The organism is Variovorax sp. P4_D9 (genome assembly GCF_056401695.1).
On sequence record NZ_JBFUIU010000006.1, the window covers coordinates 22,312 to 44,450 of the forward strand.

Genomic DNA, 22,139 nt, shown 5'->3' on the forward strand with positions numbered 1-22,139 from the left:
CGCCCACTTTTTGGCGACTGAAAGGTATCGATTTGCGGAGTGTCAGAGTGGGGTTGCCTTGATGTGAGGCGTCCCCGAGAGGGCAGAGCGTACCGCGTCCACGAAGGACTCGATCAAGGGACTTTGGAGGTCGCTTCGCCAGCAGACCGCAACATCGAACTGGTCCTCGACATCTGCCAGCGGCCTGAAATCTAGGCCGGCTGGGCTGCCATAGGCCGCGCATGCAGGCAGGATCGCCACACCTTCGCCGGCCATGATCAGCGGATAGGCAGCATGAATGGTCTCGACCCGGTGCGCGATCGTCATACTGAGGTGCTCGCGCCGCAGAAGTCTGGCTACCAGAGAGTGGTCGACGCCTTCCACCGGACCCGGCAGGCTGATGAGGCTATGGCCACACAAAGTAGCGAGGGGGATGTGGTGAAGCTGCGCGAGCGGCGAGTCTGCTGCCATTGCCACGCACAAGGGCTCAGATGCAACTGTCGAGGTCGAGATGCCATCGCGGATAACTGGCGGCATGCACACAGCGACTGTGACCTTGAGTTCAGAGATCATGACCTCGTAGTTGGCCGCGCTCATCTCCACGAACTGGAGGTCGACGTCCGGCATCTCGGCCCGCAGCTGCGGCACGAGCTTCGGCAAGAGCGAATAGCCCAGCGCGAACATGTAGCCGACCGTGAGACGGCCGCGCCGGCCTGCGGCCACGGCACGCGCCGCCTCAAAGCCGTCCTGCGCGAGCGCGAGCGCCGATCGCGCTCGCACCAGCAACGCCTGGCCGGCATCAGTGAGCTGCATGCCGCCTGACAAGCGGCGAAAGAGCTGCGCCCCAAGTTGGGTCTCCAGTGCACGGATCTGCACCGACAGCGGCGGCTGCGCCATGTGCAGCCGCAGCGCCGCTTTGCCAACACTCTGCGCATCGGCCACGGCGACGAAGTAGCGAAGGCTTCGCAGGTCGATCCTGCTCATACGACTCTCATATGGCTTTGTTGTGTTTCGATATTGGACGGCAAGCACCCTCCATGCCAACCTTCATGCATCGACTGTCAGGTGGCAGCAGAGACGAAGGAGATCGAGGATATGAGCGACGAGTTGTGTTTCATGACAGCGATTGAACTGCGCAGGTATATCGCGCACGGAGAGCTGTCCCCGGTCGAGGTAACGAGGGCAGTGCTCGAGCGAGCCGAGCGGCTGCAACCCGAGCTCAACTGCTTCATCACGATCTGTGCCGACGAGGCCCTGGCACAGGCCAAAGACGCCGAACAAGCTCTCATGCGAGGCGAACCGCTGGGCCTGCTGCACGGCGTGCCCTACACCTGCAAGGACGTGATCGATACGCAGGGCATTCGCACCACCTATGGTTCGCTGCTGCACGCACAGCACGTTCCCGCACGAGATGCGGAGGTGGTAGCACGGCTGCGCCGACAAGGTGCAGTTCTCGTGGGTAAGACCACGACCCCCGAATTCGCCGCCAAGTGCCTGACCGACGCGCCGCTTTTCGGTCGCACGCGCAACGCCTGGAGCGCCGCACATTCAAGCGGGGGGTCGAGCGGCGGCACAGCCGTCGCGGTCGCGGCATCGATCGCGCCCATCGGTGTCGCAACCGATGGCGGTGGCTCCACGCGCATCCCAGCCGCCTGCAACGGCATCGTCGGCCTCAAGCAGAGCAGTGGACTGGTGCCCCACAGCCAGGCCGACGACGTCTACGGCAACGTGACCTTCGTCACTCCGATGTCCCGCACGGTGGCCGACACCGCACTCATGCTGCAGGCCATGGCCGGCGAGGATGCGGGCGAGCCATGGTCCACCGGCGTCGAGGTGCCAGATTACGTAAAGGCTTCCGCACCGCAGGGCGACTTGCGCGGCAAGCGCGTGCTGTACTGCGTGGCACCCGAAGGGCGCATTGTGTCGGCCGAGGTGGAAAAAGCCTTCCGCACATCGCTCGTTCATTTGCAGGCCCTGGGCGCGAATCTGATCGAGATGCCTGGGAATGCGTTCGACATCGAGCCGATGTGGCGCGTGATCAATCACACAGTCTGGCGAACCTGCTATGCCGACATGGCGCGCGAGCATCCACAGATGCTGAGCGAAACCTTCCAGAAGCAGATGGCCTTGGTCACTTCCGTGAGCGGCGTCGACTACCAGAAAGCCATGTTCGAGCGGACGCGCTTCTTCCGCTTCGTCCAGTCGCTCTTGGATGACAACGACCTCCTCGCGATGCCGACCTTAACGCGCACGGCCCTGCCCATCGAGCAGGACTTGTTCGGCAGCCTCGAGATCGACGGTCAGGTGTTTCCAGATGTCCGCCCCAACTGGTTCCCCTGGACCATGCCCTTCAACCTGACCGGGCATCCAGCTATCAGCCTGCCGAACGGCTTCGGCGCCTTCGGTCTGCCCATCGGCATCCAGCTTGTCGGCCGCCTCCGTCAGGATGCCGAACTGCTGCGCTGCGCGGCGCTGCTGGAGCGATCACAGGGCCTGCTGGACCGCAGACCAGCGATCGGCTGATTCACCGACCAGCCGCTCGCGCGCCTATCGAATTTCATTCTCCGTTCATTCCATCCTTTCGCCCGATCATGACCAAATCATCTTCCTGCCTCGACCTTGAGGTTCCCGCGCTGTTCCCGCTACGGCGCTCGCTCGTCGCAGGCGCGGCCTTCGCGACCCTGGCCCTTGCGATGGCGCCATTGCAATCAGCAGGCGCCGCCACCTATCCGGTCCGGCCTGTGACAATCATCTCGGCGTTTCCCGCAGGCGGCATCGTTGACGTCATCGCGAGGCGAATCGCACAAGGCATGTCTGATCGCCTAAAAACCGCCTTTGTGGTTGAGAACCGCACAGGCGCGGCAGGCAGCATTGGCTATTCCTATGCCTCTCGCGCCAAGGCAGATGGCTACACCCTGGTGCTCGCAAGTGGACCGACGACGATGGTGCCACCCGGCGCGACGGCCTCGACCTGGAACCCGATGACTGGCTTCAGCGCGATTGGGATGATCGGCACCATCCCGCAGGCCTTCGTTGTCCCTCCCAAGACCCCTTCGCGTGACCTCCGCGACTTCGTCAAGTCTGCGAAGGGCGAGGCTACGCACTTCAACTACGGGTCGCCTGGCATTGGGACCACTCCCTTCTTCACACTCGAACTGCTCAAAAAGCAGCAGGGCATTGCGCTCACACACGTCAGCTACCGCGGGCAACCTGACGTGATGATCGACCTGATGCGCGGAGATCTGAACATTACGGCCGTTACGCTACCGCTTGTGCTGCCCAACGTGCAATCGGGAAAGATGACAGCCATTGCCGTGACTTCCCAGACGCGCTCGCCGTCACTGCCCGGCGTACCGACAGTGCATGAGCTCGGCATGCCCGAGCTTGGCATCTCGAACTGGTTTGCACTGCTGGGGCCTGCCAACCTGCCGCCCGACATCGTGAACACGCTTTCAAAGACACTGGGTGAGGTCCTGAAGGCGCCACAGATCCAGGCTGATATGAAAGAGATCGGCTTGCTGATCCAACCGAGTCCGCCGGCAGAGACGATGGACTTCGTCAAGTCTGACATCGCTCGATGGACTGCGATGATGGCCAACTTCGGCGAGGTCGACTCGCAGCAGGCCAAGAAGTGAGATGGGCCCCGGTCGGAGCGAACCCCGACACAGAAGCCGACCGCGGCGACTGGCCGGTGCTGGCGGCCGCGGGGCTTGGCGTGATGCTCTGCTTCGTCGGCAACAGCGACAGCGCACTCAACGTGGTACTGCCGCAGCTCAGGAAGGATCTCGGCGCATCGAAGCCCCACGCCTGGTGGATCCTGCTGTCGTACATGCTCGTCGGCTCCGTGTTTTCTGAGCTTAGGCCGACTCGCTGACCTATGGAGACGCAGCCGGCTCGTTCTCGATGGCTTGGCCGCATTCATCGCCACGAGTGCGGCCTTCGCGATGGCCTCGAGCGCGAGCGCGCCACTGTTCGCGCTTGCAATGCAGGCCATCGGCGCCGCTGACGTGATTGGGACAGCCAGCGCCAGTTCGCTGCGCTCGATCGACCGGCAGGACCGAGCCGGAAGTTTGAGCTCGCTGGTGCCGCCCGGTCGCTGGTCGGCCTGGGCGGCGTCGCCTATGCCCTGTCGGTGGCGAGTGCTGCCGGTTGGCTGAGGCTACACATGATGGCGCCGCTCGCGCCAGGCTCCTATTGAAAGCGTGCTGCACCAATACTAGTCAGATCGTCGGGTTTGCGTTGACGCGCTCTAGACAATCCTGTGCCAGTTGAATGAACTGATCCACTAACGGACTGCCCAGGTCGGTGCGCCATCACACCGCAATGTCCATGGACGCGCCCACATCGGCCAGCGGCACGTAGAGCGCCTGACCAGCCTATGTGATCTCCATACCTCGTGGCCCGCGTCGGAACAGGGGCGTGCCCAGCAGGGTTTCCAGGTTCTTGATCTGCGTGGACAGCGGTGGCTGAGCCATGTGCAGCCTGCGCGCGGCGCGGCCCACGCTGCCGCTACGGCGACGAAATAGCGAAGGCCTCGGAGGTCAGTGTGTCTCATACGAATCCGGTATGTCTGGCCGGGCAAAGAATATTGGACGGGCCCGGGGGCGCCCTCGATGATCAGCCCATGTTAGAAACATCGTCATCCAGCAACGCCCCGCTGCATGCCCTGTCGGTCGTGACCTTGCGCGGCCTGATCGCACGGCGCGAACTCTCACCAATAGAGCTCATGCAAGCCACGCTGGCCCGCGCGGATGCCGTGCAGTCGCGGCTGAACTGCTTCATCACGCTGTGCCATGAAGAAGCCCTGCAGCAGGCCCGCGAGGCCGAAGCGGCGCTGATGCGCGGCAAGCCTCTGGGGCCGTTGCACGGCCTGCCAGTCTCGGTCAAGGACATCGTCGACACCGCGGGCCTGCGCACCACCTATGGCTCGCTGCTGTACGAAGACCATGTGCCGCAGCAGGACGCGGTCGCGGTCGCGCGGCTGAAGGCGGCCGGAGCCATCGTGATCGGCAAGACCACCAGCTCCGAGTTCGGCGCCAAGTGCCTGACGGATGCACCACTGTTCGGCAGCACCGCCACCGCCTGGGATGCCACGCGGACCTCGGGCGGCTCCAGCGGCGGTGCCGCGGCCTCGGTGGCCGCGGGCGTCACGGCACTGGCCCTGGCCACGGACGGCGGCGGCTCCACGCGCATCCCGGCCGCCTGCAACGGGGTGGTGGGCCTGAAGCAGAGCCTGGGCGTGATCCCTCACAGCCAAGTTCAGGATGCCTTCGGCAACTACACCTACGTGACGCCGACCACGCGCGACGTGCCGGACACCGCACTCATGCTGCAGGCCATGGCCGGTGCGCATGCCAGCGACCCCTGGTCGGTCGGCACCGAGGTGCCGCCCTACCTGGACCAACTTTCGAGGTCGTCGCAGCCCCTGCGCGGCCGGCGCGTGGGGTATTACGCCAGCCTGCCGGGCCGGCCGCTGGCCGCCGACGTGCGCGCCGAGTTCGAACGCGCCCTCGCCACGCTGGAAAGCCTGGGCGCCCAATTGCTGCCGCTCGATGGCGCGGACTTCGATGTGGAGGGCATCTGGCGCGTGGTCAACCACACCAGCTGGAACGGCCGATTTCGCCCGTTGGCCGAGCAGCATGCGGACCGGCTGAGCCCATCGCTGCTGCAACAGCTGGCGTTGGCCGAGCATGTGGACGGCGTGGCCTTCCAACAGGCCATGTTCCAGCGCACACGCCTGTTCAGGCAGGTGCAGCAGCTCTTCGAGCACGCGGACTTCCTGTTCACGCCCACGCTGACGCGCACTGCACTGGCGATTGACCAGGACCTGTTCGGCACGCTGGAGATCGACGGCCAGCGGCACTCCGAGGTACGGCCCCACTGGTTCCCCTGGACCATGCCCTTCAACCTGACGGGCCACCCGGCCATCAGCCTGCCCAGCGGTGCGGCCAGCGACGGCCTGCCCATCGGCCTGCAGCCGGTGGGCCGCTTCAAGCAGGACCTGCCCCTGCTGCAGGCAGCCACGCAGTTCATGGCCGCGCACACACCCAGCCGGTCGCTGCCCCTCATCGCGGACTGATCCGGTCCGCACCCATCTCTCTCTCTCCGGACCCCCCTTCCTATGCGCTTCCCCATCTCTTCCCTCCTGGTGGCCCTGGCCGCCGCCTGCACGCTGGTGCCCGCCCATGCCGACGAAGAGCACATGCCCTACAGGCTGGTGCTGGGCTTCCCGGCCGGCGGCGCACTGGACGTGCTGGCCCGCTCGGTGGCCGAAGAGATGAAGCACACGCTCAAGGCCCCCGTGCTGGTGGAGAACAAGCCCGGTGCCTCAACGCAGATCGCCATCGGCACCGTCAAGAACGCCAAGCCGGATGGCCGCACCATCCTGCTGGCGCACACGCCGGCCTTCGTGCTCTTTCCCATGACTTTTGCGCAGCTGAGCTACGAGCCGCAGAAGGACTTCGTCCCGGTCGCCCATCTGGCCAATGTGCCCAGCGCCCTGTCCACCGGGCCGGCCACGCCCTACAAAACACTGCCCGAGTATGTGCAGTGGGTCAAGACCAACCCGGCCCAGGCCAGCGTAGGCATGGCCAACCTGGGAGGCACCCTGCACTTCGCTGTGCTGAAGATGGCGCAGGAAATCGGCGTGGACCTGCAGCCCGTGAGCTACAAGGGCGGCGCCCCGCTGGCCACCGACATCATGGGCGGCCACATTCCGCTGAGCACCGACGCCGTGGCCAGCCAGCTGGAGCTGCACCGCTCGGGCAAGCTGCGCATCCTGGCCGTGACGGGGACACAGCGCACCGCTTGGCTGCCCGATGTGCCGACGGCCAAGGAGGCCGGCTTCGCAGCCTTCGACAAGGCCGTGACCGCCTACGGCGCCTATGTGCCGGCCGGCACGCCAATGGCCGCTGTGCAGAAGCTGGAAGCGGCCTTCATCGCCGCGATGAAGACCGACAGCGTGAAGAAGCGCCTGGACCATGTGGGCCTGGAGGCCACCGGCCTGGGCAGTGCAGAACTGAGCCGCACCATGGATGAGGAGCGCAGCTACTGGACGCCCGTGGTGAAGGCCTCGGGCTTCAAAGTAGCGCAGTGAGCGGCGGGCAGTGGCGCAGGGTGCACCTGGGCATTGATGCGCAGACCCTGGAAATCCGTGCCATCGAGATCACGGACAACGCCATTGGCGATGCGCCGATGCTGCCAGAGTTGCTGGGGCAGATTCCCGCGGACAAGCCGCTGCATTCGGTGAGCACCGATGGTGCCTATGACACCAAGGCGTGCCACCGGGCCATCGCCAATCGGCACGCTGCGGCGATCATCCCCAGGCGCGACGTAGTGTTCCAAGCGCTGCGAACCGCCGCCAGGAAGCCTGCGGCGCGTACAGCGCGCCTTTAGTCCGGTCAGCTGCATCAGGCGAGCCACGCGATTCATTCCGCAGCGCTCGCCGGCTACGCGTAGGTCGTGCAAAACCCGCTGGCTGCCGTAGATACGGTCGCTCAGCTTGAAGCTCTGTAAGCGTCTTCTCAGTACCCTCTGTTTTTGCTGAAGGCTGGTGTGCAGGATCGGTGGTCCATGCACGCTGCGATGGTGTGCATGAAGAACTGCTAATGCACATCAATGAACGATCAAGACACCCCGAGCAAGCGCCGTCGGCGCGAGCACAGCCCGATGTTCAAGCGCGAGTTGGTCGCGCGCAGCCTGGTTCCCGGTGCGTCGGTAGCAGCCGTCGCGCTGGAGGCCGGCATCAATTCGAACCTGCTGTTCGCATGGCGCCGGATGCACCTGAGCGCGCAAGAGCGGCCCCTGACGTCGGCGCCGTCAGATCCCGCGCCGATGCTGCTGCCCGTCACCATTGAAGCGGCGCCGGTCACGGCATGCCCTTCGCCAACGGTGGCGGCGCCTCGCCAACCTGCGGGGACCATCGAGATCGATGTCGGCGGTGCGCGGGTTCGACTGCGCGGAGCGGTCGACGAAGCCAGCGTGCGCCCTGTCCTGCAGACGCTGAAGGCGCTTGCGTGATCGGGCTTCCCACGAGCACTCGCGTCTGGATCGTCGCCGGCCAAACCGACATGAGGAAGGGATTCAACGGCCTGTCTGCAATGGTGCAGACGGCGCTGGAGGCCAACCCCTTCTGCGGTCACGTCTTCGTCTTCTGCGGCCGGCGCGGGGACATGCTCAAGGTGCTGTGGTTCGATGGCCAAGGGTTGCTGCTGCTGGCCAAGCGTCTGGAGCGCGGCCGATTTGTCTGGCCGCAGGCACAAGGCGGCAAGGTATCGCTCACCTCAGCACAGCTGTCGATGCTGCTCGAAGGCATCGACTGGCGCATGCCGACTCGCACCGATCAGCCCGCGCTCGCGGCTTGAATCGCGGCCCGGAATTCGTCTGCTGACCCCTCCTCTCGGAGGCAATGACGGGCAGGTCCGATGGCATAGTAGAGGGCGTGCCGAACACCGCCAACGCGCCCCACACCGTCGACTCGCTGCTGCGTTTCGTGCAGGCGCGTGATGCCGAAGTGGCCCTGCTCAAGCTGCTCGTCGACAAGCTCAAGGTGCAGTTACTGCGTCAGGTTCGCGCCCGGTTCGGCGCCTCCAGCGAGCAGTTGGACGACCCGCAGATCGCGTTGATCGAAGGCCTGCCGGTCCCTGAGCTTGCCACGGCGCGATGCCGCCGGCCAAGCCTGCGGTTGCCGCGCCTGCGGCGGCCGGCTGCGTCAGATCGGTCAGGACGTCTCGGAACAACTGGAGTACGTGCCCTCGCGCTTCAAGGTAATCCGCCACGTGCGTCCGAAGCTCGCCCGCATGGCGTGCGAATCCATCTTCCAGGCAGCAGCACCGAGCCGGCCCATTGCGCGCGGCGTGGCTGGCCCTGGGCTGCTGGCCCACGTGCTGGTCGCCAAGTATTGCGACCACCAACCGCTCTACCGCCAGAGCCGCATCTACGCCCGCGAGGGAGTCTCGATCGAGCGCTCGACGATGGCTGGCTGGGTCGGCCAGAGCGAGAAGCTGCTGGACCCACTGGTCGCAGCGCTCGGGCGCTATGTGTTGGCGGGCTCCAAGCTCCACGCCGACGACACGCCGGTGGCGGTGCTCTCGCCCGGGCGTGGCCGGACCAAGACCGGAAGGCTCTGGGTCTATGTGCGTGACGATCGCGCGTCGGCGTGCACCGACGCGCCTGCGGCATGGTTGCGTTACTCGCCCGACCGCAAGGGCGAGCATCCCCAGGCGCACCTGAAGAGCTTCAAGGGCGTTCTGCAGGCTGACGCGTACGCGGGCTTCGCCAAGCTCTACGCCGGCGGCGACATCATCGAGGCTTCATGTTGGGCCCATGCACGCAGACCGTTCTGGGATCTGCATGAGAGCCAGGGCCATGCGCCGGGCTCGATGGCAGAACAAGCGCTCAGACGCATCGGTGCGCTGTATGCGATCGAAGCCGACATCCGGGGTCGCCCGCCGGATGAGCGATGTCGGGAGCGCCAGGCGCGAGCCGGGCCGCTGCTCGAGGAACCGTTCGCCTGGTTGAGAGGGATGCTCGCACAGGTGTCTGCCAAGTCGGAGCTCGCCCGCGCCATCGGCTACACACTCACGCGGCTGGGGTCGTTGACGCGCTATCGCGACGACGGGCGCATCGAGATCGACAACAACGCCGCCGAACGCGCGCTGCGCGACATCAGCCTGGGCCGCAAAAACTTCATGTTCATGGGCTCGGACGCCGGGGGGCGAGCGCGCTGCGGCCATCTACAGCCTCGTGGAGACGGCCAAGTTGAACGGGATCGATCCCGAGGCTTACCTGCGCGATGTGCTTGTGCGCATCGCGGACCAACCGATCAACCGCATCGACGAGTTGCTGCCGTGGAACATCGGCCGACACGCCGCAGACCAACGACAAGCAGCTTGAGCATGGCGAGCAAGGTACAACGGATCAAGGCACCATCGGCGATCCTGCAACTGCACATCGAATTGCGCGGCACCAAGCCCAAGGTCTGGCGCCGCGTTCTGGTGCCAGAGACGATCACGCTGGCCAAGTTCCACCTTGTCATCCAGGCCGCCTTCGGCTGGGGCCACTCGCATCTGCACGAGTTCATCGCTGGCGACGGCGAGCGCTATGGCACGCCAGATCCGATGTACGACGATCCTGGCTCGATCACCAGCGAGAGCACGCGACTGACCACCGCCCTGAACCGGTCGACATTGAGCTACGTCTACGACTTCGGGGACTACTGGGACCACCGCATCAAGGTCGAGAAGAAGATCGCACCGATTCCGGAGTTCGTGCTCCCGTTCTGTGCCGGTGGCGCCTGTGCAACGCCGCCGGAGGATTGCGGAGGCGCGCCGGGCTATGCGGAGTTCGTGCGGACCATGGCGAACCCTTGCGATCCCGAGCACGACAACCTGGTCGAATGGATCGGGGCCGATACCTGGGACCCGTTGGCCTTCGACACCATCGAGATCAACGACCGGCTCGCCGAGGTCAAGGTCTGAGCGGCAATGGCTCGGACGAACTACATCGAGGCCCTGATCGAGGACGGCGGCGATATCACGATCGGTGCGCTGCCGCCGCACGAGTGCGTCGCCACAGCCGCCGATGGCAGCAACTGCCTGGCCATGCTCGTGCGTCGCGACGGTGAGAGCTTCAGCGTCCTGCTCAAGCGCTTGGACAAGGCCATCGGCCTGGCTTGGTCAAATGACACGTTCGTCGACAAGGTCAACTGTGGCGAGAGCGACTTGCTGTAGTTCCTTCGCCGATCCCGCGTCAAGAGGGGTCCTGAGACGACGCTTACGAAGCTCTCCCGAATCGCTCTAGTGATCTGGGCGTCCTCTTGCGATCGCTCGCTCGGAGCGCGTCCCAGCCACGCGCAAAACTTCTGGCGAAACTCCGAGTAGCCGGCACATGACTCGCGCGGGCCGGATGCCGCCCTGCTTAGCGATCCAAGCGCACTTTAGTGCCGGTCCTTCGCGAAATAGCCGAGCACACTTCGTTTTTAAATGTCGCGCTCCATCGTCACCTTGCACGGCTCCCGCTGCAGCCGCTGTACCTCGGAGCGAAGTGACTTCGCCGGATTCATCTACATGCCCCCCTGCGTTCGTGCTGCACTAACGCCTCAGCACGCTCTGGTCCACGCTCAGAGCGTGGGCGCTCGCCGAAACCCACCGCGCCGGCCTGGTTGCACATCCTGACCGCCTCATCAACCAGGGACGCCCGCCCGAACACCTGGAGAGTACGGCGCAAGTGGGGGAGCGGATCCGAGAGGAATGATTGGAGTTTTTGTCATGTTTACAAGCTTTCCTTCGCGAAGAATCACCGCGAATCAGCGATACGACTCAGAGAATTACGAACGAAAACGACCGCTCAACGTCAGCACGAATGTGCTGAATTCTCTCCCTGTTGAGCCGCTCAGCGGCCTCCGGGTCGCCGGCCTCGATTGCCTTCATGAGCTTCTTGTGCTCAACGATCGCAGCCGCCATGCGCCCGGGTATCAGGGCGGTGCGGTTGCCCATGAGCCGCAGGCGGTTCTCGATCGCCATCACGTACTGGATGAGCGTCTCGCTGCGTGAGCATTCGGCCAGCGTCCTGCGGAATTCGAGCGCGGCGTCCAGGTATCTGGACACGTCGTGTGCTTCTTCGGCCTTGGCCATGCGCTCGAGGATCTTCTTCAGACGGGTTCGCTGCTCGGGCTTGATCTCCTTCGCTGCGCGCCGCGCCACGAGTCCCTCCAGCACCTCGCGGATGTCGAGCAGCTCGATGATCTCCGACGGCTTGAGCTGCGCCACGGTCACGCCGACGAAGCGCGTGCGCGAGACCAACCGTTCCACTTCGAGCTGGCGAATGGCTTCCCTCACGGGCGTGCGGCTCACGAGGTATTCCGCCGCCAGATCCTGCTCGGTCAGTTTTTCACCCGGCTTGAGCTCACCGGCCAGGATGGAGCTTCGGATCCGATCGCAGACCTGCTCTGCCGACAAGGTCGGCGTTTCCCGTTTGGCACGAGGTTGGGGCCTTGGCTCGTTCATGTCCGAGGTTATACCGCACGGGTCTGTGGTCGACTTCAGCGTCAAACCGTGCGCTGCCCCAGATATTCGGGCGCCTTCGCGGGCATCTGAAGCAGCAGCACGTGCAGGCCTTTCGGCCCCGCTTCGAGCACGCCCGCAGGCTCGTTGGCCGACACGTACCGGCTCTCCCAATGGGTGAGCCACATGTCTGCATGGCGCAGGCTGCCGGACATCACGAACTGGAACTGGCCGGAAGGCGCGGGCGCCGGCGCCTCGATGCAAGAGCCCGGAGGCACGTACCAGACGCAAGCCTCCAGCCGGTCGGGCTGAGGCGCGATCAGGTGGGTCACGCGGGGCTCTGTCAACCGCGCAAGATCGTCGGCCGGCAAGGCATCGAACGGTGGCCCCTGCATGTGACGCTTGGGCCCGCGAACCAYCTTCTCGCGCGCACTGTCGATGAAGTTCGCGCCGGTCTCATGCACCGCGCGAATCGTGAAGTAGCTCAAGCCTTCCGGGCCTGCCACGACGGGGCCGTAGCCGGTGTACGCGCCAGCGTAGTGCACGGAGCCATGTCGCACTTCATGCGCGCCGAGCTTGCCCGCGCCGGCCATCACCACTTGGAACTGGTTCTGCGTGTGGAAGTGCGAGGCCAATACCGAGTCCGGCGGCTGTTCCACAAGGAAGACGGTCGGGGAGCACAGCGGATCTTTTCCGCCGTCCATCCATTCGCTGCGATGGAATGAAAACCCGTCGGGAAGGGAGCGCGCGTGCCGCGACATCCGCGCGCGTTCCGAAGTGCCGATCAGCATCGCGCGTTACTCCAGCTTCGCGCCAGAGCGCTTGATCACACCCGACCAGCGCTCCACTTCCGTTCGCAGGAAGCTCTTGAACTCGTTCGCTGAAGACGTGCGCGGTCGGCCGCCGAGCATGACGATCTGCTTCGAGACATCCTCGGAACGGACGATCTTCGCGAGGTCGGCGCTGAGCTTTTCGATCTCTTCCTTCGGTGTGCCGGCAGGCGCGAGAAGACCAACCCATGGGACGAGGTCGAATCCGTCGATTCCGCCTTCCGAGACGGTTGGCACATCGGGCAGCAGCGTGGAGCGCTCCTTCGAACTGATCGCGATGGCGCGGATCTTCCCGGCCGTGATGAGAGGCAACGCAGGCGCGATCGCCTCGAACGACACCTGCACCTGGCCGCCGGCCAGGTCCGACAGCGACTTCGATGCGCCCTGATAGGGGATGTGTTCCATCTTCGTGCCGCTGCGCCGCAGCAACTCTGCCATGGCCAGGTGCGAGACCGAGCCGTTGCCGGGCGACGAAAAGCTGAGCTTGCCAGGGTTGGCGCGCAGGTAGGCCAGCAATTCGGGCAGCGACTGGACGGGCAACGCGCTGTTGACCAGCAAGAGCAGCGGCGCGTCGTAGATCAGGCCGATGGGTTCGAAGTCCTTGATCGGGTCATAGCGCACGTTCGTGAACAGAAACGGGTTGCCCGCCAACGCCGCCGAGGCCGACAGCGTGAGCACGCTGCCGTCGGCCGGCAGCTTGGTCACCGCCGCCAGCGCGATGCTGCCCGATTGGCCCGGCATGTTCTCGACGATCCATGTGCGATTCGTCATCTTGCCGAGGCGCTCGGCGAGCAGTCGGCCGACGCTGTCGACGGACTGGCCCGGCGGGTAACCCACGATGATCTTGCCGACCGTCGGGCCCGCAAATGTAGCCGAGCCATGCAGCGCTCCGAGGAGCACCAGAAACCTGAACACCGCAGTCAATACGCTCTTCATTTTTTGTCTCCAACATTTTTGAATGTCCCGCAGCAGAAGGGTCGGCTAGCGTTTCCTCATCATCTGGATGACGGAAGAGAAGTCGAGCCGCCCTTGGCCGCCATGGCAATGGATCGCATAGAGCGAGGCCGCAGCCGCACCGAGCAGCGCCGGCGAGTTGGAGGCCATCGCGGCCTGCTCGGCCAGCCGCAGGTCCTTCAGCATCAGCTCGGAGGCAAAGCCGCCTTCGTAGCCGCGGCTGGACGGCGAGGTGGGCACGAGTCCGGGCTCTGGTGAATAGCTCGTCAGCGCCCAGCACTGGCCCGACGAGGTCGATGCGATGTCGAAGAACTTCTGCATGTCGAGACCGAGGTTGCACGCCAGGTTCAGCGCCTCCGACACCGCGACCATCGAGATGCCCGTGATCATGTTGTTGCAGATCTTCGCGGCCTGCCCGGCTCCCGCCTTGCCCGCATGGATGATGTTCTTTCCCATTGCGCGCAGCACAGGCAGGCTCCTGGCGAAGGCGTCGTCCGAGCCGCCGACCATGAAGGTCAACGTACCGGCGGCGGCACCGCCCACACCGCCCGAAACCGGGGCGTCGAGCGAGAGCACGCCGCGCTCCGCCAGCACCTTGTGAAAGCCAGCGCACGAGGCGATGTCGATGGTCGAGCAGTCGATCGCCACGCAGTCGCGCGGATAGGCGATGCCTTCGTTCGCCATCACCTCGAGCACGTGCTTGCCGCTCGGCAGCATCGATACGATGAAGTCCGCACCTTCGATGGTCGCGGCCACACTCTGCTGCGGCTTCATGCCGTTCTCCGCCGCCTGGCGCAGCACCGCATGGCTCGTGTCGAAGCATTTGACCTCGTGGCCCGCGCCGCGCAAGTTGACGGCCATGGGCATGCCCATATTGCCCAGTCCGATGAATCCGATCACTGACATGGTGTGTCTCCTTTCAGTTTGTGGGGTGGCGCTTCAGGCAAGGCTGAAGATCACGGTCTTCTTGTGCGTGAAGTGGTCCAGCATGGCTTCGAGCGATGCTTCGCGGCCCAGGCCCGACTGCTTCACGCCGCCATAGGACAGGCCTGGCTGCACGACGATGTTCTGGTTGATTTGCACGAAGCCCGCCTCAAGCCTGCGGCTGGCGTCCAGCGCCGTCTTGAGGTCGCGGGTCCAGATCGTTGCGGCAAGGCCGTAGTCGCTGTCGTTGGCCTGTGCCAGCGCGTCCTCGTAGTCCGAGAACTTGATGACGCATGTGACCGGTCCGAAGATCTCTTCGCGTGCCAGGCGGCTGTCGTTGTCCAGGCCGGTGAAGATCACGGGCCGCACGAAGAGGCCGTTCTCCAGCCCGGCACCGGAGGGCAGCGCAGAGCATTCGTGACATGTCGCGCCCGGCGTGCCGCGGCCCACTTCGATGTACGACCTGACCTTGTCGTGCTGGTCCTTGGAAATGATGGTGCCGATGTCGGTCGCTTCGTCCAGGGGGTCGCCCATCTTCATCGCGTCCACCTTCGCCTTGACCTTTTCGACAAAGGCGTCGTGCACGCTTTCGTGCACGAAGATGCGGCTGGCGGCCGTGCAGCTCTGGCCCTGTCGCGTGAAACGCATGCCGGCCACGGCGCCTGCCACCGCCTTGTCGATGTCGGCGTCACCCATGACGATCATCGGGCTCTTGCCACCTAGCTCCAGCGTCACGGGAATGAGTTTTTCACCCGCGGCCTTGGCGACGATCTTTCCGGTCTCGACGGAGCCCGTGAAAGTGACCTTGCGCACCTTGGGGTGCACGACGAGCGGCGCGCCGCAATCGGGCCCGAAGCCCGAAACGATGTTGAGCACGCCCGGCGGCAGCAGCTGGTTGAGGATCTGGCACACGCGCAGCACGGCCAGCGGCGCTTCCTCGGCGGACTTCACGACCACGCTGTTGCCCGCGACCAGCGCCGGTGCGATCTTCAGCGCCATCAGCATCATGGGCGCGTTCCACGGGATGATCACGCCGACGATGCCCACGGGCTCGCGTGTTGTCACTGTGAGCATGTCGGGGCTGAAAGGCACGGATTCGCCCTTCAGTTCCGAGCCGAGTCCACCGTAGAACTGCAGCGAGTCGGCCACGACGGAGGCTTCCACCCGACTCTCCGTCCTGAGCGCCTTGCCGGTCTCCAGCGCAACGAGACGACCGAGTTCCTCGACGTGTGCACTTAGCAGGCGTGCGCACTCCGCAACGAGGGTGCCGCGTTTGCGCGCGGCCATTGCGGCCCACGCCGGCTGTGCGGCGTGGGCGGCCTCGACGGCGCTGGCGACATCGCTCGAATCGCTGGCCGGCGCTGAGCCGATCGTGCGGCCGGTGGCCGGGTTGACCACGGGAAGTGTCTTTCCGGAGTGCGCCGGCACGAGCTTGCCGTTGATGAGATTGACGCCGCTGAGTGCGCGCGCGAGCCGCACGGGATCGACTTCGCGTTCGATGGTGTGTTCCATGATGTGTGTCTCCGATGTGGCGAGCGCTCAGCTCTTGATGTCGGCGACCACGGGCCAGCGCTTCTTTACCTTGATGATCCGCGCGCTACCGCGCCGCACGTAGCGCTTGGTGTCGTCGACGCTGGCCTGGTAGTCCCATACCGGCTGGATCGCATCTGGCAGGTCCTTGATGAACTTGCGGCGTGCCTGACTGTGCAGCACGCGCGACTTGATGTCGTCCGCATCCCAGCGCGACTGCACCTCGGCCTTCAGCGCAGCCAGGACGTCGGGGAACTTTGCCGCCACGTTACGAAGTTCGTCGGGATCGGCTTCGAGGTCATAGAGCTGGTCGGGGTAGCCGTGCGTGTAGACGTATTTGTATTGCCCCTTGCGCAGCATGCAGCACGGGCCGGTCACGCCCTCTGCCGTGTATTCCACGAAAGCGGTAGCGTCGCTGTGTTCGCCCGCACCTTCGATCACGGGCTTGAGCGACCGGCCGTCGATCGGCTCCACCCATTCCGACGATTCCTTGCCAGTCGCAAAAGCCATCAGCGTCGGCAGCAGGTCGACGTGCGACGCGGGCTCCGAAACCCGGCGCGGCGTGATGGCACCAGGCGACTTGATCATCAGCGGCACCTTGGCCGACCAGTCGAAGAACACGCGCTTGAACCACATGCCGCGCTCGCCCAGCATGTCGCCGTGGTCCGAGGTGAAGACGACGATGGTGTTCTTGTCGAAGCCCGTGCGCTCGAGCGTCTTCAGCAGGTTGCCCACCTTGTCGTCGATGTAGCTGACCATCGCGTAGTAGGCGTGCCGCGCGCGCAGGATCTGCTCGTCGGTGGCCGTCTGCTTGTCCAGGCCGTGCGAGTACTGGATCCATTGGCTCAGCATGTCACGCTCTTCCATGGGAATGTCGCGCACGTTGGGCAGGTTGATTTCTGCGCGGTCGTAGCGCGCCAGGTACTCCGGCAGGATGTGGAAGGGAGGGTGCGGGTGCGTGTAGGACACGCACATGAAGAAGGGCTGCTCGTCGTCACGGGCCAGGTCGTATAGGCGCTGGATCGACTTGGTCTCGACCTCTTCGTCGTAGTCGAGTTGCAGGCTGCGGAAGCACTCGCCGCTCTCGTCGACGGTGCTGAGGTTGTGGCCCGGCGAGTAGAAGCTGAACTCGCCCTCCTTCCAGTCCGCCGACCAGCCGAAGTCGGCCGGATAGATGTCGGTGGTGAGGCGTTCCTGGAAGCCGTGCTTCTGGTCTGGGCCCACGAAGTGCATCTTGCCGCTGAGGATGGTCTTGTATCCCTCGCGCCCCAGGTAGTAGGGCAGCGTGGGAGTCGACGCCTCGAACTCGCACGCGTTGTCGAAGGCGCCGATCTCGGTCGCGAACTGGCCAGCCAACAACGAGAAACGCGCCGGCGCGCACAACGGGAAGTTGCAGTACGCGTTGTCGAACACGACCGATTGTTCGGCCAGCGCCTGCAGGTGCGGCGTCTTGACTGCCACGTTGCCGTGGAACGGCAAAACCGGCGCAGAAAGCTGGTCCGCCATGATCAAAAGGATGTTTGGTTTCTTCATCGATGTCTCCTGTGGTTGGTCTTAAATTGCATAACCGTTGTATGCAATATATAGTCCGAAGCATTGATGCACAAGTATTTTTTGGAGACAGCCATGACACATTCAAAGCTTCCACTGGCCGGGGTTCGGGTACTCGACCTGACGCGCGCACTGGCCGGCCCCTTCTGCACGATGGTCCTGGCGGACCTCGGCGCGGACGTCATCAAGGTCGAGCCCATCGGCGGCGACATGATCCGGAACTGGGGCCCGTTCGACCGCGGCACCAGCGCGTATTACCTCAGCGGCAACCGGAACAAGCGCGGCGTCGCACTCAACTTTCGCGACCCCCGCGCGATCCGCCTTCTTGGCGAGATGGCTTCGCAATGCGACGTGGTCGCGGAGAACTTCCGGCCCGGCGCGATGGAGTCGATGGGCCTGTCATATGAGTCACTGCGCGAGCGCAACCGCGGGCTCGTCTACGCGAGCATCACTGGATTCGGGCGAACCGGGCCGGCCGGGCAACGGCCAGGCTTCGACCAGATCGCGCAAGGCTATTCGGGCCTCATGAGCGTGACCGGTTCCGAGGAGTCCGGGCCGATGCGCGTGGGCGTGGCGATCGGCGATCAGACAGCGGGCATGTGGTGCGCGATTGGCGTGCTCGCGGCGCTGAACGAGCGGCAGCGCACGGGCGAAGGCCAGCGCGTCGAGACCTCGCTGCTGGGTGGCCTGGTCGGGCTGCTCAGCGTGCAGGGACAACGCTACCTGAGCCTGGGAGAAGTGCCCAAACTGGCGGGCAACGTTCACCCCGTGATCTCGCCCTATGGCGTGTTCGAAGCCGCGGACGGCCCCTTGAACATCGCGCCCGCCACGACGGACATGTGGCACAAACTCTGCGCGCTGCTCGGACTCGGCCATCTGGTGAACGACCCGCGATTTGCAACGAACGCAGAGCGCGTCGAGCGCCGGCAGGAACTCAAGCAACTCATCGAAGGCAAGTTGAAGAGCAATACGCGCGAAGCGTGGACGCGCCTGTTCATCGAGGCCGAGATTCCCGCCGGCCCGATCAACAACCTTGCGGATGTTTTCAACGACGCGCAGGTGCAGCACAGCCGCTTCGTGGAAGAAGTCGAACACCCCGAATTGGGCACGGTCCGCCAGGTTGGCTCGCCCATCAAGCTCGAAGCGATGGAAGGGGGCTCGATCCGCAGGGCCCCGCCCCTGCTCGGCCAACACACATGCGAGGTGCTGCGCGAGTTCGGTTGCAACCAGGGCGAAATCGACACACTGCTGGCGGATGGCGCCGCGGCGCAATCGGCAGCGGCGGCGCACGCATGACGACATCGCAACCGCCCGCGCTGCAGATCGAAGGTGCCGTGGCCACCATCACTTTGCGCAGGCCGCGGGAACACAACCGCATCGACCCGGACGATCCGTCGATCCTGATCGCGCATCTCGATGCGATCGCGCTGCGTCGCGAGGTGTCGGTGCTGATCATCACCGGGTCGCAGCACAAGACCTTCTGTTCGGGCTATACGCTCGGCCAGATCAAGTCGCGCCTCGACACCAGCTTCGAGACCATGCTCGATCGCGTGGAGCGCGTGCCGATCCCGACGATCTGCGCAATGAACGGCAGCGCCTATGGCGGCGGCACCGACCTGGCCATGTGCTGCGACTTCCGCATCGGCGTGCGCGGCAGCCGGCTGTTCATGCCCGCTGCGAAGTTCGGCCTTCACTACTACCCCGGCGGCTTGCGCCGCTTTGTCACCAGGATCGGGCCCGCAGCCACGAAGAAGATCTTCCTCACGGCGCAATCGCTCGATGCCGAAGAGCTGCTTCGAATCGGCTACCTGACCGACCTGGTCGGACCCGATGCATTGCAGGCCAAGGTCGCGGACTACGTGAAGGCGATGCTCGAATGCGAACGCCCGGCCATGCGCTCAATGAAGGCCCACATCGACCAGATCGCCGCCGGCACGTGGACGGAGGCGGCCGGCCGCGCCGCCTACGAGGAATCGCTGCGTGCGCCGGCCACGCTGGCGCGCCTGGAAGCCCTCGAACGCAAGCCGGCGGGCCAGGCGGATCAGGTGCGATAGGAGACGCCGCGCTCCCGCTCGAGCTTGCGCAGCAGCCCGGGCCATTCGAAGTGCCCGACCTCCAGAAACCCCCCTCCTCCAAGCATCTTGCGGCCCTGTGCGCGCGTGTGAGCAATCGTCGCTTCGGAGAGCGTGTTCAGCTTCACCTGCCCGGCCAGCCCGCCGATCTGGTATTTGCAAGCAGTCTCCAGGCGCAGCATCCAGCAGAAAGCTTCGCCGACGCTTCGACCCGCCGTCAGCGCACCGTGGTTGCGCAGGATGAGCACGCGGCCTTGCGGGCCCAGGTCGCGCACGAGCCGCTCGCGTTCGTCTTCGTCGAGCGCCGCTCCTTCGTAGTCGTGGTAGCCAAGGAAGTCGAGCATCACCGTCGCCTTCTGGCTCAGAGGCAGCAAGCCATCGGCCTGCATGGCCACCGCGTTGTTGGCTTCGGTGTGCGAGTGCATCACGCACACGATGTCGGTCTGCGCCAAGTGAATGGCGCTGTGGATGATGAAGCCCGCGGGATTGAGCAACGACGGATCGCCGCCGCCGACAAGCCGGCCGTTCATGTCGACCTTCAACAGGTCCGACGCAGTCATCTCGTCGAAGAGCACGCCAAGCGGGTTGACCAGGAAGTGATGCTCGGGGCCGGGAAGCGCCGCCGAGATGTGGGTAGATGCGACGTCCGACATGCCGTAAAGGTCGGTGAGTTGGAAGCAGGCCGCGAGATCGCAGCGCAGGCGCCACTCGTGTGAAGTCATGCCGACGGAATCGTTCCTGGCGACTTCGGACATGGATGCTGGGTGATTCATTCTTTGTCTCCTTGTTGCTGACCGGAATGAAGCTTCCCACGCCCGTTTCAGCAGGTCCAATACCGATATGCAACACGGCCATACGTCATTAATATGGGCCGATGGATTTGCGGAGTCTGCGTTTGTTTGTCGCCGTCGCCGAAGCCGGTAGCGTTGGCAGGGCGGCCGCGCGCCTTCACATGGCACAGCCTCCTCTCTCGGTGCAGATCCGCAATTTCGAGGCGCTCGTAGGAACTCCGCTTTTTCATCGAGTGCCAGGCGGAATGGAAATGACGGATGCAGGGGCAGCCTTGCTGGCGCGTGCAAAAGAGTCCTTGTCACTTGCTCATGAAGGCGTGGAGGCGGCCCGCTCCGTTGCTGCTGGACGAGTAGGACGCTTGGCCATTGGCTACATGTTTGCGTTGGGATATGCCGTTCTTCCGAAGTTGATACCCAGTTTGCGGCGAACCATTCCGGATGTGGATCTTCAATTCCTTGAGATGAGCGCGCTGACCTATGAGCAGCAGATCGAGGAGCGAAAAGTGACCGTTGGAATATGCATGCCTCCAATTCGCAGAGAAGGCATTTCAGCGGCCATCGTTGGACGACAAGCATTGAGAGTAGCTGTCCCTGCGACGTCTCCGTTCGCTCGCGTACGAGCTATCGACCCATTGGCACTGCAGGGCTGCCGGTTGATCGGCCTGCCAACATACGCTGAAGGCGCAGATTCGTCCGTCGTAGCGAGCTTTCTGCGCCGTCACCATGTCACGATGAAGGTCGCGCACAGAGTGGCAACCGTTCATTCGGCCCTCGCCCTGGTATTGGCAGGGGAAGGCCTGGCCATAGTCCCTGCCTGCGCAGCACTAGGAGGGCCTCCCGGAATCAAGTTCAAGCCCTTTCTCGATGCAAGCGATGCCTTCGACGTCGCAGTCTGCTGGCGCAGTGACATGAATAATCCGCTGCTCGAGCCATTCATCGAATGCGTCCGGCGATCAATTTCCTGATTCAGTTGCAGCATGGACTTCGTCGATTCGGATCAGTTGCCCTCGCGCATCAAGACTTCCTGAACCTCTCTGCGCGCGACGTCGAAGCCCGCGTGGTCATGGCAGGCCGGGAGGCGTACCAGCTTCAATTGATAGGCCGCCGAGCGTACTTCTCGCACTGCCGTCTCTGCCCCGAAGATTGAAAGTCGGTCTATCGGCCGCTCCAGTATTCAATTCCCTCGCCTGGCGTGTGGAATGTCCCCGCACTGGCCCTGTCGGCATGACCTGGACCAGATCGTTTCGGGGGCATGGTGCCGCGCAGCCGTCGGTTGACGCGCCAAACAACTCAACAGGCACCACCGTCAGGATCGCCCTCGCCCCCTTGGAAAAGTCCGGCGCCATGGGCGGTTCGCGGCCTTTATTTACAACACCAAAGAGCTATGCGCTAGAACGGAATGTCGTCGTCCATGTCGTCGAAGCCCGACGACGACTTGGCTGGTGCCTGGCGCGGAGCCGCCGCCGGCGCGCGGGGCGCCGCGGCGGGCGGTCGCGAATAGCCGCC

General features: G+C 64.5%; 20 protein-coding genes and 5 pseudogenes. 14 read left to right on the top strand and 11 right to left on the bottom strand.

The genetic code is table 11. From position 1 onward, the window contains the following. Positions 1 to 42 precede the first annotated feature (42 nt). Positions 43 to 921: a LysR family transcriptional regulator gene (locus tag AC1DY5_RS01455; RefSeq protein ID WP_478107658.1), complete on the bottom strand. Its 879-nt coding sequence runs from the start codon at positions 919 to 921 to the stop codon at positions 43 to 45. Between the two features lie 153 nt (positions 922 to 1,074). On the opposite strand from AC1DY5_RS01455, the gene AC1DY5_RS01460 reads away from it, so the two are divergent. The 3 genes from AC1DY5_RS01460 to AC1DY5_RS01470 all read left to right on the top strand — a co-directional run bounded on the left by AC1DY5_RS01460 (position 1,075) and on the right by AC1DY5_RS01470 (position 3,853). Then, complete coding sequence (locus tag AC1DY5_RS01460; RefSeq protein WP_478107706.1) at positions 1,075 to 2,502, top strand: amidase; 1,428 nt, start codon at positions 1,075 to 1,077, stop codon at positions 2,500 to 2,502. 68 nt (positions 2,503 to 2,570) lie between these two features. Further along, positions 2,571 to 3,614, top strand: a complete 1,044-nt coding sequence (locus AC1DY5_RS01465; RefSeq protein WP_478107660.1) for a Bug family tripartite tricarboxylate transporter substrate binding protein — start codon at positions 2,571 to 2,573, stop codon at positions 3,612 to 3,614. After that, on the top strand, positions 3,611 to 3,853 hold the full coding sequence (locus AC1DY5_RS01470) for a hypothetical protein (RefSeq protein WP_478107662.1): 243 nt from the start codon (positions 3,611 to 3,613) through the stop codon (positions 3,851 to 3,853). Before AC1DY5_RS01465 ends, AC1DY5_RS01470 begins: the two co-directional genes overlap by 4 nt. 505 nt (positions 3,854 to 4,358) lie before the next feature. Here the strand turns inward: AC1DY5_RS01470 and AC1DY5_RS01475 are convergent. Beyond that, positions 4,359 to 4,534 (bottom strand): annotated as a pseudogene (locus tag AC1DY5_RS01475) (LysR family transcriptional regulator); the annotation flags it as partial. Positions 4,535 to 4,603: 69 nt separating this feature from the next. Between AC1DY5_RS01475 and AC1DY5_RS01480 the strand changes: the two are divergent. The 3 genes and pseudogenes from AC1DY5_RS01480 to AC1DY5_RS01490 form a co-directional block, all read left to right on the top strand. Beyond that, a complete protein-coding gene (locus AC1DY5_RS01480) occupies positions 4,604 to 6,058 on the top strand; it encodes an amidase (RefSeq protein ID WP_478107664.1) in 1,455 nt (484 codons plus the stop codon). A 42-nt stretch (positions 6,059 to 6,100) separates the two neighbouring features. Beyond that, positions 6,101 to 7,075 (top strand): tripartite tricarboxylate transporter substrate-binding protein, encoded by a 975-nt coding sequence (locus AC1DY5_RS01485; protein ID WP_478107666.1) that lies wholly within the window; start codon positions 6,101 to 6,103, stop codon positions 7,073 to 7,075. A gap of 8 nt (positions 7,076 to 7,083) precedes the next feature. After that, positions 7,084 to 7,308: pseudogene (locus tag AC1DY5_RS01490) on the top strand (transposase); the annotation flags it as partial. Positions 7,309 to 7,407: 99 nt separating this feature from the next. Here the strand turns inward: AC1DY5_RS01490 and AC1DY5_RS01495 are convergent. Continuing rightward, a pseudogene (locus tag AC1DY5_RS01495) lies at positions 7,408 to 7,557 on the bottom strand (hypothetical protein); the annotation flags it as partial. 39 nt (positions 7,558 to 7,596) lie between these two features. On the opposite strand from AC1DY5_RS01495, the gene tnpA reads away from it, so the two are divergent. From tnpA to AC1DY5_RS01520, 5 genes and pseudogenes are all read left to right on the top strand, one after another. Beyond that, a complete protein-coding gene (gene tnpA, locus AC1DY5_RS01500) occupies positions 7,597 to 7,998 on the top strand; it encodes an IS66-like element accessory protein TnpA (RefSeq protein ID WP_478107668.1) in 402 nt (133 codons plus the stop codon). Beyond that, on the top strand, positions 7,995 to 8,342 hold the full coding sequence (tnpB, locus tag AC1DY5_RS01505) for an IS66 family insertion sequence element accessory protein TnpB (RefSeq protein ID WP_478107670.1): 348 nt from the start codon (positions 7,995 to 7,997) through the stop codon (positions 8,340 to 8,342). Before tnpA ends, tnpB begins: the two co-directional genes overlap by 4 nt. A gap of 44 nt (positions 8,343 to 8,386) precedes the next feature. Beyond that, positions 8,387 to 9,873 (top strand): annotated as a pseudogene (gene tnpC / locus AC1DY5_RS01510) (IS66 family transposase). Between the two features lie 2 nt (positions 9,874 to 9,875). Next, the gene (locus AC1DY5_RS01515) at positions 9,876 to 10,457 is read left to right on the top strand and encodes a plasmid pRiA4b ORF-3 family protein (protein WP_478107672.1); all 582 of its coding nucleotides are present in this window, start codon (positions 9,876 to 9,878) and stop codon (positions 10,455 to 10,457) included. 6 nt (positions 10,458 to 10,463) lie between these two features. Beyond that, entirely contained in the window at positions 10,464 to 10,709 is a 246-nt protein-coding gene (locus AC1DY5_RS01520; protein ID WP_478107674.1) for a hypothetical protein, read from the top strand. 588 nt (positions 10,710 to 11,297) lie between these two features. Here AC1DY5_RS01520 and AC1DY5_RS01525 read toward each other — a convergent pair. From AC1DY5_RS01525 to betC, 6 genes are read right to left on the bottom strand one after another with little or no spacing between them, the layout of a single operon-like run. Next, entirely contained in the window at positions 11,298 to 12,029 is a 732-nt protein-coding gene (locus AC1DY5_RS01525) for a GntR family transcriptional regulator (protein WP_478107676.1), read from the bottom strand. Beyond that, the gene (locus AC1DY5_RS01530; RefSeq protein WP_478107678.1) at positions 12,026 to 12,772 is read right to left on the bottom strand and encodes a hypothetical protein; all 747 of its coding nucleotides are present in this window, start codon (positions 12,770 to 12,772) and stop codon (positions 12,026 to 12,028) included. Before AC1DY5_RS01530 ends, AC1DY5_RS01525 begins: the two co-directional genes overlap by 4 nt. 6 nt (positions 12,773 to 12,778) lie before the next feature. Then, positions 12,779 to 13,747, bottom strand: coding sequence for a Bug family tripartite tricarboxylate transporter substrate binding protein (locus tag AC1DY5_RS01535; RefSeq protein ID WP_478107682.1), 969 nt, complete (start codon positions 13,745 to 13,747; stop codon positions 12,779 to 12,781). A 45-nt stretch (positions 13,748 to 13,792) separates the two neighbouring features. Continuing rightward, complete coding sequence (mmsB, locus tag AC1DY5_RS01540; RefSeq protein WP_478107684.1) at positions 13,793 to 14,671, bottom strand: 3-hydroxyisobutyrate dehydrogenase; 879 nt, start codon at positions 14,669 to 14,671, stop codon at positions 13,793 to 13,795. Positions 14,672 to 14,704: 33 nt separating this feature from the next. Then, entirely contained in the window at positions 14,705 to 16,201 is a 1,497-nt protein-coding gene (locus AC1DY5_RS01545; protein WP_478107686.1) for an aldehyde dehydrogenase family protein, read from the bottom strand. 27 nt (positions 16,202 to 16,228) lie between these two features. Further along, complete coding sequence (betC, locus tag AC1DY5_RS01550; protein WP_478107688.1) at positions 16,229 to 17,752, bottom strand: choline-sulfatase; 1,524 nt, start codon at positions 17,750 to 17,752, stop codon at positions 16,229 to 16,231. Between the two features lie 93 nt (positions 17,753 to 17,845). On the opposite strand from betC, the gene AC1DY5_RS01555 reads away from it, so the two are divergent. Next, positions 17,846 to 19,066, top strand: coding sequence for a CaiB/BaiF CoA transferase family protein (locus AC1DY5_RS01555; protein ID WP_478107691.1), 1,221 nt, complete (start codon positions 17,846 to 17,848; stop codon positions 19,064 to 19,066). Further along, entirely contained in the window at positions 19,063 to 19,824 is a 762-nt protein-coding gene (locus AC1DY5_RS01560) for an enoyl-CoA hydratase/isomerase family protein (RefSeq protein ID WP_478107693.1), read from the top strand. Before AC1DY5_RS01555 ends, AC1DY5_RS01560 begins: the two co-directional genes overlap by 4 nt. On the opposite strand, the gene AC1DY5_RS01565 is transcribed toward AC1DY5_RS01560, so the two are convergent. Next, a complete protein-coding gene (locus AC1DY5_RS01565; RefSeq protein ID WP_478107695.1) occupies positions 19,812 to 20,615 on the bottom strand; it encodes a class II aldolase/adducin family protein in 804 nt (267 codons plus the stop codon). The genes AC1DY5_RS01560 and AC1DY5_RS01565 overlap by 13 nt on opposite strands. Positions 20,616 to 20,716: 101 nt before the next feature. Here AC1DY5_RS01565 and AC1DY5_RS01570 point away from each other — a divergent pair, with 101 nt between their 5' ends. Then, a complete protein-coding gene (locus tag AC1DY5_RS01570) occupies positions 20,717 to 21,598 on the top strand; it encodes a LysR family transcriptional regulator (protein ID WP_478107697.1) in 882 nt (293 codons plus the stop codon). 424 nt (positions 21,599 to 22,022) lie between these two features. Here the strand turns inward: AC1DY5_RS01570 and AC1DY5_RS01575 are convergent. Continuing rightward, positions 22,023 to 22,139, bottom strand: a pseudogene (locus AC1DY5_RS01575) (single-stranded DNA-binding protein); the annotation flags it as partial.